The following is a 15350-nucleotide window of genomic DNA, read 5'->3' on the forward strand; positions in this document are numbered from 1 at the left end:
CCGGACATGATATCAGATACGTCAAAGAGATGTAAATTACCTAACTAGTTGTTGTTTTTGGAACAAACAAATGAAGAAGCTATCCCACTAATAAAATTCAGTATTTGCTAGACTTCAACCGAATAAATTACTTTCATCTTGATCATTTAACGCAAAGTGGAATAGATACAAGCAAAATTCACCATTTTTCCCTATCCTTGCCACAACACCTTTTGTTGGTGATTTTAGGAAGCTTTTTCAAGTTTATTCTCAGTTAATTTTAGATGGCTTATTACCTTTGAGCGGCGAGGATAAGTAAGCTAAGGATAAAGGTAGGTTAAGGTACGGTGATTATGGTTGCAGAAAATCTAATAGGTAACTCACTATCTTCCTTCCCAAAATTTTTGAAACCTGGTGTCAGTGGTGGCGCAGAAAAAACCTCTAAATAACTTGGTGTTGGCAAGACACTAGAAAAAAGCGGACTAGAATAGTTTCCCCCTGATGTAGAGTACCCAAAACCCTCACCAGTTAACTGCTGAGTATTCAGACTAATTAAATTGTCAATATCAAAAGGTTCGTTTCCCGGTATTGGAGTTCCTACAGGTTGCAGCCCAGTAATTGTTTCACCATTTCGTGTACCAGTAATTTCCAAAATTCGATAAAAACCCAAATCGTCAGGGGTGTTATCAGTGATAAAAGTACCAATCGCCTCTATACCAGTACCAGAATAATTCCAATTCCAAGTTAAAGCAAAGGCGGTTTGCATTGTACCGAAAACCAATCCAGATGCGATGGCCAGGACTATGGCAGATAGTACAGCTAGATTTCTCATACAGGTTGTTTGTGCGATCGCTTGTGACGTGATAAAAGCGATCGCGGTTTTTGTAAAGGATTTTTGTATATTAAGCTTAATTATCAAAAATTAAGTGGCGATCTTAAATGCCACTTAATTGCCTCGTCAAAATTCAGAATTTAAACTTAGTTGTTCAGATTAATTTTTGGAAAGTGTGCTGAAAAAATATTAATGATAGCTGGTTTTGGCAAGGCTAATATTAGTTATAAACTAAAAAGTTTTTTAAATTAACAAATACTATGTATATATAAATACAGTGCTTCTGTTGAAACTTGATGTTAGAATTAAGAATATTCTACGTAAATCGTGAGAATAAAATCTCAAACCACAAACATTTTTGTATAAAAAAAAACTCAATAAAAATTTTATGAATTGAGTTTATGTAAGTGGTAGAGAAATATCGAATACAACATAGAAATTTTGAAGATTGAACGTTATTGCTTTTTTTCCGGCAGCTGTCCAGTCCACACGTAGTTTATGGCGTATTGGACAAACAGTATTGGGTGTAATATTTCGTCATCCTATTACTGGTACTAGTATCATCCCAATTTTACCCGATGGTCGGATAGTACTGATCCGGCGGCGCGATGATGGTCTTTGGGCATTGCCTGGAGGGATGGTGGATTGGGGAGAAGATATTCCTAACACAGTCCGCCGGGAATTGATTGAGGAAACGGGGCTAGAATTGGTAAAAATTAATCGTTTGGTAGGAGTTTACTCCGCACCAGACCGCGATCCCAGAATCCATTCAATTTGTGTTGTGGTTGAAGCCGAGGTGCATGGGACAATGGAGATTCAAGATACTTTGGAAGTCATGGAAATCCAAGCTTTTTCTCCAAATTCGCTACCTTCAGGACAGATGTCTCACGACCATACTCGACAGTTGCAAGACTACTTGAATGGTTTGACAACGCTGGCATAATAATAAATAATCATTGGTCACTTGTCATTGGTCATTGGTTCTTTGTCATTTGCTGCCAAAGTTCTAGCCTCTCTTCTCTACGAAAGGCTACACGAACGGCTTAAACTTCTCTGTTTAAAATTTTTTCAAAACAAATGACCAATGACCAATGACTATTTATTATGGTGCTAAAAGTTAACTACTAAATTCAAATGAATACATTATTCCGTAACTCGCGGATAAAGCTCTCTCAAGGGCTGATATTCTGGCGTGAAGTCGGTGAAAAAACTCCTATAATTTTTTTACATGGTGCTTGGAATGAAAGCAGTCAATGGTTGTCTGTGATGGAGTCCCTTGCACAAGAATTCCATTGCTTTGCACCTGATTTATTAGGGTTTGGTGAGTCAGAAAATCCGAATATCCATCATTCAATAGATTTACAAGTAGAGTGCTTATCTGAGTTTTTGCAAGCTGTCAAGCTAGAAAAAGTCTATTTAGTAGGGCATTCTCTTGGTAGTTGGATTGCTGCTAGCTATGCTTTAAAGTACCCAGAGAAAGTTGATGGTTTGGTATTACTTGCACCAGAGGGCGTTGAGATAGTAGGGCAAGAAGAGTATTGCCGAAAGATGCGGCGATTATTGAATTATCCACCACTAATAGCTAAACTGTTGCGATCGCTAATTCCCTTAACTAAAATCCTGGGTTGGCATGAGAAAATTGCCCAAGACTTGCAGTTACGCCAGGAATTGTTGCGTTACCCCATAGCTTGCCAATTACTTTTCAAACGGCGACAAGCAGAAATTGAGGCGGAATTAGTGCAAAAGCGGCTTTACATGATAGATGCGCCGACTTTTATTTTACAAGGTGGTCAAGATACACCAGATGCTCTAGCCAAGAGCCGGGTTTATACTCAACTGATGCCGAAAGTCGAGTTAAAAATGATTGCCCATGCCGGAAATGACTTACCAGAATCTTGTGCTGGAGTTGTGGCGATCGAGATTCGGGACTTTATTAAAGCGAATTGATAAAAAGATAAACATTTTTCTTTTTTGAAAGTAATAAAACAGATATATTTCAGGCTACCAATTTGTGAAGATTTCTTACAGATGAGTTGGTATAAACCACGATTTTTAATTGTGAAATTGGTAGCAATTAGACGGATGATAAAGTCACAATCAAAATTCAACAAGGATATTTTGTGTGAAATATCATCTGACGAAATACTATAAACTACTAGTTATTTTTGTCTGCACCACATTGTTGGTCTTTTCCAGTCAGGTAGTTATTGCTCAGAGTAACTATCATTTTGGTACTCCAGGCAAGCAAAGAGTACAACTTATTGTAGGTGGCGATTTCATCGTTACGATGAACGAAGCACAGCCTGTGATTGAGAATGGCGCGATCGCTATCAGGGATGGCAAGATTGTTGCAGTAGACACGCAATACAAAATCATGGCATCTTACAGAGCCGACAGGACACTGCCAGGCGACGGTATGGTGCTGATGCCGGGTCTTGTCAATGGTCACTCTCACTCAGCAATGGTTCTGTTTCGCGGTCTTGCAGATGACTTAGCGTTACAAGATTGGCTAGAGAATTACATTTTTCCAGCAGAAGGGAAGTTCGTTGATGAAAATTTTGTCCGCGTTGGCGAACAGCTTGCTTGCTGGGAAATGATACGCGGTGGTACAACAACATTTGTTGATATGTACTTTGAGCCAGATGTCGCTGCCAACGTGGTTAAGGAATGCGGCTTACGCGCCATTATTGCGCCCTCGTCAATAGATTTTCCCAGCCCTGGTTTCCAAGGATGGGATGATGCCTTTGCCTCATCGATCGATTTTCTCAAACGTTGGAAAGGCAAGAACGAACGTATAATGCCAGCTCTTGCTCCCCACGCTCCCTACACCGTCTCACCAGAGCATCTTGTCCAGGCTATCCAGGCTGCGCGTAATTATGATGTCCCACTGACGATTCACCTTGCAGAGACACAAGCTGAAGTTCAAGATGTTCAGGAACGCTACAACGCAACCCCAGTAAAACATCTAGAAAATCTTGGCTTCCTTGAGCCGCGTGTATTTGCCGCACACGTTGTCTGGCCTAACGAAAGTGAAATCGCCCTGCTAGCCAAACGTGGTGTTGGTGTTATCCACAATCCTGACTCTAATTTGAAATTGGCTTCTGGCTTTGCGCCGATTCCGGCGATGCTGAAAGCGGGAGTTAAGGTTGGTTTAGGTACGGATGGAGCCGCATCGAACAACGTTCTTGATATGTGGAAGGCAATTCGCCTCACCGCCCTCATCCATAAAGGGACTACCCTAGATCCTACTGCTGTACCGGCTAAGACAGTTTTGCGTATGGCAACACTTGGCGGTGCTGAAGCACTTGGATTATCAGATAAAATTGGTGCGATTAAGGTAGGACTTCAAGCAGACTTAATTCAAGTCCAACTTAAAGAACCACACTTGCTGCCGCTTTACGATGTCATCTCGCATCTTGTTTATGCAGCAGATTCTCAAGATGTTGATACTGTGATTGTAAATGGCCAAGTTCTAATGGAAAAACGTAGGATGCTCACGGTTGACCCTGAGAGGATTCGCCGTGAAGCTACTTCCATCGCTCAGAGAATCAAAGCTCAATTCCGAACTTCTAATTGATCAATCTAAGCTGCTCTGGGTCTAACTTAGAGCAGTTTTACTATTTCTCGCATTCCCCAAAAAATCAAATTTGGTTCCACAATTAAGCGTGCTGGGATTTCAGGATATAAGGCTTGTAGATAGTTGATTAAGAGAGTGCGATCGCCTCCTTTAATCGCAATCTTCCCATTAGGAAATAATTGCAACCAGGCTTCAACAAAATCTTTAATTCCAGCCAAAATAGTGTAAATAACTCCGCTTTGAATAGCTTCTGTAGTATTGAGAGCAAAACGTGGTGGTAGAGACGGAAAGTTTTGCATTTCCACTAATGGTAATTGTCCTGTCTGTTGACCGAGAGTTGCAAACTGCAAACCTAATCCCGGCAAAATTGCACCTCCAACTAGACATTCATTCGCATCCGCAGCCGTAAAAGTTAGCGCTGTCCCAGCATCAATTACCAATATTGGAAAACCCCAAGTTTTCCCCGCGCCCCACAAAGCTAAAGCTCGGTCAATTCCTAGTGTGGGATAAACACCTTTTAGTGGTACTTGCTCTAATGTAATAACGCGAGTATTTGGGTAAGTTTGCCAAATAGCAGTTTGGCTGGGAACTACAGAGGCGACGACGAGAGGACAGAGGGGCAGAGTGTTTTTTAGAGATTCACCTTGTGGAAAAATTTTTTCTAGTAAATCATTCAGGGTTTGACATTCAGCTAACTGTTGTATGACAGACTCAAGTAGATAGTCGGTATCCCAGGCTGAGTAAAGCGTCTCACCAACAAACAACGCCCAATGCAGGCGAGAGTTCCCAATTTCCAACGCTAACCAAATTTCCTCTCTGTGTCGCGCCAGTTGCTTCAAGTCGGGGAACCCGCCCAACGCACTGGCTTCTCTGTGCCTCTGTGGTTTCACACTTTTAACTTTTTTAAGTCAGTCATAGGTTTTTTAATAAAAATTAACATTCATCCCGTGTCACAATAAAACAAGAGGAACAAATACTCATTGTGTCAAGGAGGGGAGTTATGGTAGCACTCACCGAAAAAACTGAAAAACGGCTCACCATACAGACTGTGGAAATCGCTCAAGAGACGACGGCTATTCGCTCTTTGGATTGGGATCGCGATCGCTTCGATATTGAGTTTGGTCTGCAAAATGGTACCACCTATAACTCGTTTCTCATCCGTGGGGAGCAGATTGCTTTAGTTGATACCTCCCACGAAAAGTTTCGTCAACTATACTTCGATACGCTTACCGGACTAATCAACCCAACAGATATTGATTATTTGATTATCAGTCACACCGAGCCAGACCATAGCGGTTTAGTTAAAGACTTGTTGCTTATGGCTCCAGAAATAACCGTTGTCGGTTCTAAGGTGGCGATTCAGTTTCTTGAGGATTTCGTACATCAGCCATTCAAACGGCGAATTGTGAAAAATGGCGATCGCTTAGATTTAGGTAATGGTCATGAATTTGAATTCGTGATTGCTCCCAATTTACATTGGCCGGATACTATTTTCAGCTTCGATCACAAAACTAAAACTCTCTACACCTGCGACGCTTTTGGGCTGCACTATTGCTCAGATAGCACCTTTGATGAAGACTTGGCAGCGATCGAAGAAGACTTTCATTACTATTACGATTGCTTGATGGGGCCAAATGCGCGGTCGGTTTTGTCTGCCCTGAAGCGGATGGGGGAACTGAAAACCATCGACATGATTGCCACAGGACACGGCCCATTGTTATCTCACAACGTTGAGGAACTAGTTGGACGTTACCGCACTTGGAGTCAAACCCAAACCAAACCAGAAACGGTGATTGGGATATTTTACGTTTCCGAATACGGATATAGCGATCGCCTCGCGCAAGCAATTGCCAACGGTATCGGTAAAACCGGTGTCGCTGTGGAAATTGTCGATTTGGGTTCTGAAGTCGATTTACAAGAACTGCGGGAACTAGTTAGCCGTTGTGCAGGGCTAATTGTTGGTTTACCCCCGGCTTCTGGGGCTGCGAGTATCCAATCTGCACTCAGCACAGTTTTAGGATCTGCCAAAGAAAAGCAAGCCATCGGCGTGTTTGAAAGTGGTGGTGGCGATGATGAACCGATAGATCCTTTGCTGAGTAAATTCCGTAATTTGGGTTTAATAACAGTTTTTCCAGCGATTCGGATTAAAGAAGCGCCTACAGAAAATACCTACAAGCTGTGTGAAGAAGCGGGTACAGACTTAGCTCAATGGGTAACACGCGATCGCAGTATCAAAGCCATGAAATCTCTTGGTGCTGACTTAGATAAAGCATTAGGGAGAATCAGTGGCGGGTTGTATATCATCACCGCCAAAAAAGGCGATGTTTCCAGTGCGATGTTAGCCTCCTGGGTTGCTCAAGCTAGCTTCAAACCCTTGGGATTTTCCATTGCAGTCGCCAAAGATCGGGCAATTGAATCACTCATGCAAGTAGGCGATCGCTTTGTTCTCAACATCTTAGAAGAAGGTAATTTCCAACCCCTGATGAAGCACTTTTTGAAACGGTTCGCCCCCGGTGCCGATCGCTTTCAAGGAGTGAGAACCCAACCAGCCGAAAATGGTGCGCCTATCCTCAACGATGCCCTCGCTTATATGGAGTGCGAAGTCGTCAGTAGAATGGATTGTGGCGACCATTGGGCAGTATACAGCACCGTCTATGCTGGACGAGTTTCTAAACCCGATGCTTTAACTGCTGTGCATCACCGCAAAGTTGGTAATCATTATTAGGGACTAGGGATTGGGGACTAGGGGCTAGGGACTGAGAAAAAGTTTTCAATATCCAATCTTAATAATCCCTATTGCCCCTTATACCGTTTAGTGGTAACTAGTTCTACAGCACCCAATCCCCAGTACCTAATCCCCAATCCCCAATCCCCAACAAAGCCATGTCAACAAATAAACCTCGTGATGTTCAAGTTTATCCAATAGCTACAGATACAAGAATACTGCGATCGCGCAGTTGGTCAAGGCTCAGATTTGAAATTGAATATGCTCTCGCCAAGGGTACAACTGCTAATTCTTATTTAATCGAAAGCGAGAAAACCGCTATTATCGATCCTCCAGGGGAAACGTTTACAGAAATTTATTTAGAAGCTTTGCAGCAGCGTTTCCATCTCGAAAATTTAGATTATGTAATTTTAGGACACGTAAATCCTAACCGCGTTGCAACTTTAAAAGCTTTGTTAGAAATTGCTCCGCAAATCACCTTTGTGTGTTCTAATCCAGGCGCGATTAATTTACGTGCGGCATTGGAAAATCCCGATTTGCAAATTCTGGTCATGCGGGGCGAAGAAACCCTAGATTTAGGCAACGGGCATAATTTAGAATTTATTCCCACCCCTAATCCTCGCTATGCAGATCAACTTTGCACCTACGATCCGCAAACAGAAATTCTGTACACAGATAAGTTATTTGGGGCGCATGTTTGTGGAGATCAGGTATTTGATGAAGGCTGGGAAATATATAACGAGGATCGACGCTATTATTTTGATTGCCTCATGGCTCCCCACGCCCGTCAAGTTGAAACAGCACTAGAGAAACTAGCCGATTTCCCCGTGAGAATGTATGCCACTGGACACGGGCCTTTGGTACGCTATGGCTTAATTGACCTGACCAAAGCTTATCGCCAATGGAGTCAGCAACAAACATCTGCTGACTTGACAGTAGCGTTAATTTATGCGTCAGCTTATGGAAACACGGCAACATTAGCCCAAGCGATCGCTCGTGGCATCACAAAAGCTGGTGTCGCTGTAGAATCGATTAATTGCGAATTTACTGAACCAGAAGAAATCCGGGCGGCTGTAGAAAAAGCCGGTGGTTTTATCATCGGTTCTCCAACTCTTGGCGGCCATGCACCGACACCTGTGCAAACAGCTTTAGGAATTGTTTTATCCACCGCTACTAACAATAAACTCGCCGGTGCTTTTGGTTCCTTCGGCTGGAGTGGGGAAGCAGTTGATTTAATTGAAGGGAAATTAAAAGATGCTGGCTATCGGTTTGGTTTTGACACCATCCGCGTAAAATTCAAACCCGACGATGCGACCTTACAATTGTGTGAAGAAGCCGGAACTGACTTTGCCCAAGCCTTGAAAAAAGCTAGGAAAGTGCGATCGCAGAGTCTTCCTGCTACTACTGTAGAACAAGCAGTTGGTCGCATTGTCGGTTCTTTGTGCGTTTTGACTGCCAAAGAAGGCGATCGCTCCAGTGCCATGTTAGCCTCTTGGGTATCTCAAGCTAGCTTTAATCCCCCTGGTTTAACCATAGCCGTAGCTAAAGAACGGGCAGTAGAAACACTGACGCACACAGGAAACAAATTTGTCCTCAACATCCTTAAAGAAGGCAATCATTTGGGATTGATGAAGCACTTCTTGAAACCATTCGGCCCAGGACAAGACCGATTTGCTGATGTCGCCGCCCAAGAAGCTGAAAACGGTTCTCCCATCCTTTCTGATGCCCTAGCATATCTAGAATGTTCCGTACAAAATCGGATGGAATCTGGCGACCATTGGCTGGTTTATGCAACTGTCGAGAATGGCAAGTTGTTAGATAATGATGGCATCACAGCCGTACATCATCGCAAGTCGGCAACTCATTATTAATCAGTGAAGCTAAAACACATTTAATTTGCACATTAAAATTTTCTCAATATCTTGTGGGGTGGGCATCTTACCCGCCCTAATTGTGCAACTTGAATCTTGATTAGGCGATCGCAAATTTCCAACCCTAGCTTATAGTAATCACCCAATTGATGTAAATATTGAAACCTCTCCTTGGTTTTGCTACACAAAACCTCCCTCTCCGACTCGGCTACGGTGTACAGACAAGTCTTCTAGAGTTGCGCTACAGGCTTTTGATCCCCCAACCCCTCTTAAAAAGCAAATACCTCTCAAAGTCCTCCTTTTTAAGGAGGATTTAGGAGGATCTATTCTGTACCCAGATGTGTGTATACCGTAGCTCCAACTCGGAGAGAAACTTGAACTTTAGTTCAACGCAGAGAGAGGTTCATCGAACTCACGTTGTTTTACCTGCGAACAAGCAATCGGGGACATAATTATAACTATCTTTGACATTTCTTTGTCATATTTATCCAATAAAATACAAAAAAGGTAACGTAATTTTACTTTTATCTAAATAATTGACTGTTGAAAGCGAACATTTGATGATTCATTGTTCACTTTCAACGATTAATCGTTAGCCCTTAACCCTCAGTAGCCTACCGTTAATCGCTATGGATACCTCCGAAACTCAAGTTTCAACGGTTGAAACCCAATCAGATAGTTCTGTGCCTTCTGAATTACCACCTACTCGTTCGGGTAAACCTTGGTTCTGGAGATTGCTGATTTTATTTCTGGCAACCGGTGGCATTATCCTTTGGCGGATGCTTGCTCCTGGTGGCGCACCACGTTCTTCTGTTGCACAGCAGCAAGGGCCACCTCCAAAACCAATTGAAACAATCTCTCTGCAAACTGGAAGCGCTACAAGAAGTGTCCAGTTGTTGGGACAAGTAGAAGCCACTCAGCAATCAACAATCCGCGCTCAAACTAGTGGAATTGTCAAGCAAATTTCAGTGCAACCAGGCGATCGCGTGAAAGTAGGAATGGCGATCGCTTTACTGGATGATACCGACCAGCAATTGGCAATTAGCCAAGCAAGAGCGCAACTGGCACAGCAACGGAGCAATCTAGCACGTTTGGAAGTCGGTACTCGTCCTGAAATTATTGCTCAACGGCAAGCGGCTGTTACATCTGCGAAGGCGCGAGAACTGGAAGCACGGGATAACCTGAAACGGACTAGCGATCTTGTCAAAGAGGGTGCTTTATCTCAAAGATTGTTAGTGGAAGCTCAAGCACAATTGAATAGCATTCAGGGAGAACGGTTAGAAGCCGAGGCAGAACTTGCTGAAGCGAAAGCTGGGCCGATTCAAGAAGAAATCGCCGCTCAACGGGCAAATGTAGAAGCAGCGAAAGCTACTTTAGCTCAAGCAGAATTAGCCCGGCAGCGCACGCGAATTCTGGCATCGGAATCGGGAATAGTGCAGACTCGTCATATCAGTAACGGTGATTTAGTCCAAAGTTCTGGTCAAATTGTCACCTTAGTAGCAGGCGATCGCTTCGATATTTTCCTAGAGTTACCAGAAGAACTCAGTGGTAAAGTTACGCCAGGGATGACAATCGATCTCACAACTCGCGCCCTACCGCAATGGAAACAACGCGCCACCATCACTGCTGTAGTCCCTTCTGCCAATACAGCCTCTCGTCGCCAGATGGTGCGTGTCCAAATTAACAAACCCCCATCAGGATTAATACCAGGAATGGCGATCGCAGGTAACTTAAATATGCCCTCGAATCGCTCCAGCTTTGTGGTATCACGAGATGCATTAACCAGAAGACAAAACGAGTGGCTAGTTTTTGCAGTTGCAGATGGCAAAGCTAAACAAATTCCAGTCGAGATGGTTTCTGACATGGGTAAAAATGTCGCAATTTATCATCCCACTTTACGCACCGGTCAACGCATTGTGCTACGTGGCGGTGATGGATTGCAAGATGGTGCGCCTGTAAAGGTAGTTGATCCAACTTAAAACAATTCGCAATTCGCAATTCGCAATGGGCTACGCCCCGCTACGCTAACGCAATTACGTTTTGTGACGGGGATTTAAACCCCCAAAGTTGGTTAAAACATAGGTTGTACCAAGCTTCCATAGACTTCTTGCAGAAGTCGGTTAAAGAGGAAGAATCGTCTCTTTCTCCTTTAACCTTTTTTTCAAAATACTGGAAACCCATTTTAAATTAATACAGTTCAGTTAGGAATTTCTTTCTTCTTCTCTTCCTTTGCGTTCTTTGCGTCCTTTGCGGTTCGTTAAAAAATTTACTTTAACAAATAGTGAAGGATTAACTGAACCGTATTGCATTTTAAATATGACTTTCTGAATTACCAATTAATATGAACTTTATTGAAACCGCCGTTCGTTGGCGACATGGAACTTTTGTTTTGTTTTGCTTGCTAGCAATGTTTGGGGTATTCTCTCTACTAAACTTACCCCTAGAATTGCAACCAGGAGGCGATCGCCCTGAAATTACGATCACAACTACCTATCCAGGCGCAGGGCCAACAGAAGTAGAAGACCTAATTACCCGCCCCATCGAAGAACAGATGGAAGAGGTGCTAGGTGTTCAAGAAATTAGCAGTACTTCTCGCGCTGGACGCAGCAGCATCACTTTGGAATTTGCTCAAAATGCCAACGCCAGAGAACGGATGGTAGATGTTCTCAACCGCTTACAGCAGGTAGGAAGCTTGCCTCCAGAAGCACAGGAATCGAGTGTAGAACTGGTGGGTGGTAACAGTTCTCCGATGATGTGGATTCCGTTTGATACCAAAGAAGGATCTCAACCGGATGCAGACCGTTATCGAGACTTAGCAGAAGAAGTGGTAATTCCCCGTTTGCGGCGAGTCGAGGGAACTGGACAATTTTTGTTAGTGGGTGGACAAGAACGAGAAGTCGAGGTGAAGGTTGATCCGAAAGCATTAAGCGATCGCAACCTCGCAATTGGTGATGTAGTCCGAGTTCTTCAAGAAAACAACCGCGATATTCGGGGTGGGCCATTAATTCTCGGACGACGGGAATATCGAGTCCGCACAATCAGCAGATCGCAAGATTTATCGCAAATTGAAGGCTTTGTACTACGACGCGACCAATCGGGCACTGTTTACTTGCGGGATGTAGCAACAGTCCAGATGGGACGCAAACCCCAAGATAGCGCCTTGATGTTCAACGGCAAACCTGGGACAGCAATTGGTGTAATTCGGCAAATTGGGGCGAATGTGCCAGAGGTGGCTAAAGGCATCCGCAGAGAGATTACCGCACTCCAAACTGAATTTGATCGGCAAAACCAAGGTATTCAATTTGTCTACAACTACGATGAAAGCCAGTATATCAATCAATCCATTGCATTTGTCCAAGGCAACTTAGTTAGTGGGGCACTATTAGCAACCATCGTCTTAGTTCTGTTCCTTGGCTCCATGCGTACCGTTGCAGTGGTGGCAATTACAATTCCCACTACACTGATCATGGTGTTCATTGTTATGTCTGCGTTTGGACGCACATTAAACATTATCAGTTTGGCGGGATTGGCCTTTGCAGTGGGTATGGTCGTAGATAATGCGATCGTTGTAATTGAAAATGTCTTTACCCACATGCAGCAAGGCAAAAGTGCCATGCGGGCAGCTATTGAAGGAACTCAGGAAGTCTGGGGTGCAATGCTTGGTTCCACCTTAACCAACGTAGTGGTATTTGTACCACTATTAATGGTGACGGGTGAAGCAGGGCAACTCTACACCGATATGGCGATCGCTCTTTCTGCCTCTTCTCTATTCTCGCTGTTTGCGGCATTAACTTTAGTCCCAATGCTATCGGGCTTGTTCCTGAAACAATCAGAAGCCATGCAAATGATGCAGGGTGGAGAATATCGGGGCGGTAATTGGTTTGAGCGAATGGTAGCTAAAACCTCTGCGGTGTTTCGTCATTTCCAAACCAAACTGGAAAACTTTCTCGCCGCTACCGTCAGTTGGTCACTGGGACGTAAGCGTGTCGGTCGCAGATTAATTGTGCTATCGATTCCGATTGTTTTACTCGTAACTAGTATATTTCTCTTACCACCTGCCGATTATCTACCCGAAGGAAATCGTAACTTAGTTGTATTGCGGGCGGAACCTTTGCCGGGAACCAGTATACCCGAAGCGATTCGGCAATCTGAACCTGTGCAAAAATTTCTGCGATCGCAACCAGAAATTGATCGCATCCTGTACGTTGATCGTCCAGGCGCACTGCGCGGGATTGCGACTATTTTAAAACCAGAATTTGCCACCACTACCGGACTCGCCGAAATGGTGGATCGGTTACGCGCCCAAAGTAGTAACTTTGCTGGATACCGTTTTATAATCCCGACCCGGATTTCTATCTTCCGCGATCCGGGTAAAGAATTTGAAGTCGATATTGTTGGCGCTGATTTAAACCAAATTGGTGACTTAGAAAAGCAAATTACCGGCAAATTGCGATCGCTTCCAGGGGTTCAGAATGTCCGCTCAAACTTTGTCTTGGGTGCAGGTGAATTACAAGTGATTCCCAACCGCGAACGCATCGCCGAAGTCGGACTATCGGAAGCAGAAATTGGTTCAATGGTAGAAGCAGCATTGGGTGGTAAAGTTGCCTCCAATTACATTGATGGCAAAAATGAATTAGATGTCTCGGTGGAACTACAAAATACTGCCGTGGAAACGCCAGAACAACTGCGCCAATTGCCTCTATATGCACAAGGACGACAAGTGCAACTGGGCGATGTTGCTGAAGTCGTGGAAACAACGGGAGCCGATGCCATTAACCACGTCAATTTGGAGCGTTCAATTAGCCTCACTGTCTCCCTTGCACCCGATGCCCCTCTTGCTACGCTGGTAGAACGTACCGAAGAAGAAATTCTGACTCCTCTGCGTGCTAGTTTACCAACAGGCTATCGTCTAGAACTGGCAGGTTCAGCAGATCAGTTAGCAACAACTGTTAGTCAATTAGCTGCTGCATTTGCATTTTCGATTTTGATTACTTATTTGTTACTGGTGGCGTTATATCGCTCGTTCCTGTACCCAGTGGTGATTATGGCAACAGTGCCGATGGGTATGAGTGGCGCACTATTGAGCCTAGTGATTGCTAACATGATTCCGGGAATGAATGTGGCATTGGATATGATTACAGCCTTGGGATTTGTGATCCTTACAGGTGTGGTTGTTAACAACGCCATTCTACTGGTCGATCGCGCCTTGCAACTCCAGCAAGCAGGTGAAGATTTTGATGCATCCTTATATAATGCGACAAGCGATCGCTTACGGGCGATTTTCATGTCTGCTGGAACTAGTGTGTTGGGGATGTTACCGCTAGCAGTTCTACCAGGTCAAGGTTCAGAGTTATATCAGGGGTTAGGCATTGTCTTAACAGGAGGACTGGCTTTTTCTACGATTTTGACTCCTACTGTTGTACCCGCACTTATGGGTTTACTGTACGATCTTTCTGGGCGGAAATCGCTGCGATCGCCAGATGCAAAAAAGCCAGACAAACTACTTACTAACTAGGGTATCGACTTTGTAGGGAAATCGTCAAAAAACTTCATAGATTCAGGACTTACGCCAGCAAAATTTGTCATTGCGACCGAAAGGTAGTGTAGGTAAGCAATCCCAGAGGATAAAACTCTGTTGATTACCTATTAATAATAGCGATCGCCTCTATAACTTTGGGAATACTGAAATTAAGTGCCCTAAAGGAGTATTAAAAATGGCAGAAAATCGTATCAGTGCCAGCCTATCCCCAGCAGATAAAGAAACAGTCATGCAGGCGATCGCTACAATTAGAGAAAAGTTACCGTTTTTGGTTGATTTGACCCCTGAAGATCGGCGAACAATGCTGAAGATGGGAGATAAAAGTCGAGCTTTTGTCAGCAAAGCTTTAGAAGTGGCGACACAGAACCCTAACTTTTTGCCTCGTTACTTTGATTTAGAAGAAATGCGCCGAGACTTGGAAATATACGAGGACTTGTATCCGGTGCTGTTGTCTCTAACCCAACTGCAAGAATTGGTAGATGATACCTGTATAACTGCTGCTAGCGAAGCTTATGCAGCAGCATTAGCAGTTTATAGTTATGCCAAAGCTAGCGGTGATGTTGCAGGTTTAGATGCAGTAATTGATGAGATGGGACGCAGGTTTAACCGCCGTTCTAAGAAAAAGCAACCCGAAGTCCCAGTTAGTTAAAGCTTAAAACAGGCAACTATACCAGTTGTCAACTTGGTAAAATACACATAAATTTGTAGGGGCATAACAATGTTATGCCCTTTTTGCGTTTTGTATCCAAAGATTTTTGAAACCCGCGCAGGCGGGTTTTGTCTGTGTAGCCGCGACTTCTAGTCGCCAGGGCATTTTTGAGCCTCAA

General features: G+C 43.9%; 10 protein-coding genes. 8 read left to right on the top strand and 2 right to left on the bottom strand.

The features are described 5' to 3' along the window. Window positions 1-316: 316 nt before the first annotated feature. Window positions 317-898 carry a PEP-CTERM sorting domain-containing protein gene (locus tag VB732_RS10490; RefSeq protein ID WP_323230768.1) on the bottom strand — a complete coding sequence of 194 codons (582 nt, stop codon included), beginning with the start codon at window positions 896-898 and terminating at the stop codon, window positions 317-319. A gap of 361 nt (window positions 899-1259) precedes the next feature. On the opposite strand from VB732_RS10490, the gene VB732_RS10495 reads away from it, so the two are divergent. From VB732_RS10495 to VB732_RS10505, 3 genes are all read left to right on the top strand, one after another. Next, on the top strand, window positions 1260-1754 hold the full coding sequence (locus VB732_RS10495; protein WP_323230769.1) for an NUDIX hydrolase: 495 nt from the start codon (window positions 1260-1262) through the stop codon (window positions 1752-1754). Between the two features lie 191 nt (window positions 1755-1945). Beyond that, entirely contained in the window at window positions 1946-2758 is an 813-nt protein-coding gene (locus VB732_RS10500) for an alpha/beta hydrolase (protein WP_323230770.1), read from the top strand. A gap of 175 nt (window positions 2759-2933) precedes the next feature. Next, window positions 2934-4388 carry an amidohydrolase gene (locus VB732_RS10505; protein WP_323230771.1) on the top strand — a complete coding sequence of 485 codons (1455 nt, stop codon included), beginning with the start codon at window positions 2934-2936 and terminating at the stop codon, window positions 4386-4388. A 26-nt stretch (window positions 4389-4414) separates the two neighbouring features. On the opposite strand, the gene VB732_RS10510 is transcribed toward VB732_RS10505, so the two are convergent. Further along, a complete protein-coding gene (locus tag VB732_RS10510; protein WP_323230827.1) occupies window positions 4415-5227 on the bottom strand; it encodes a pantothenate kinase in 813 nt (270 codons plus the stop codon). Window positions 5228-5388: 161 nt separating this feature from the next. Here VB732_RS10510 and VB732_RS10515 point away from each other — a divergent pair, with 161 nt between their 5' ends. The 5 genes from VB732_RS10515 to VB732_RS10535 all read left to right on the top strand — a co-directional run bounded on the left by VB732_RS10515 (window position 5389) and on the right by VB732_RS10535 (window position 15172). Beyond that, a complete protein-coding gene (locus VB732_RS10515; protein ID WP_323230772.1) occupies window positions 5389-7113 on the top strand; it encodes a diflavin flavoprotein in 1725 nt (574 codons plus the stop codon). A 158-nt stretch (window positions 7114-7271) separates the two neighbouring features. Continuing rightward, window positions 7272-8984 (top strand): diflavin flavoprotein, encoded by a 1713-nt coding sequence (locus VB732_RS10520; protein ID WP_323230773.1) that lies wholly within the window; start codon window positions 7272-7274, stop codon window positions 8982-8984. A gap of 629 nt (window positions 8985-9613) precedes the next feature. Further along, entirely contained in the window at window positions 9614-10963 is a 1350-nt protein-coding gene (locus VB732_RS10525) for an efflux RND transporter periplasmic adaptor subunit (RefSeq protein ID WP_323230774.1), read from the top strand. Between the two features lie 362 nt (window positions 10964-11325). Then, entirely contained in the window at window positions 11326-14499 is a 3174-nt protein-coding gene (locus VB732_RS10530; protein WP_323230775.1) for an efflux RND transporter permease subunit, read from the top strand. A 199-nt stretch (window positions 14500-14698) separates the two neighbouring features. After that, on the top strand, window positions 14699-15172 hold the full coding sequence (locus tag VB732_RS10535) for a hypothetical protein (RefSeq protein WP_323230776.1): 474 nt from the start codon (window positions 14699-14701) through the stop codon (window positions 15170-15172). Window positions 15173-15350: the final 178 nt, after the last annotated feature.

This window comes from Nostoc sp. UHCC 0252, from assembly GCF_034931145.1.
GTDB lineage: Bacteria > Cyanobacteriota > Cyanobacteriia > Cyanobacteriales > Nostocaceae > Nostoc.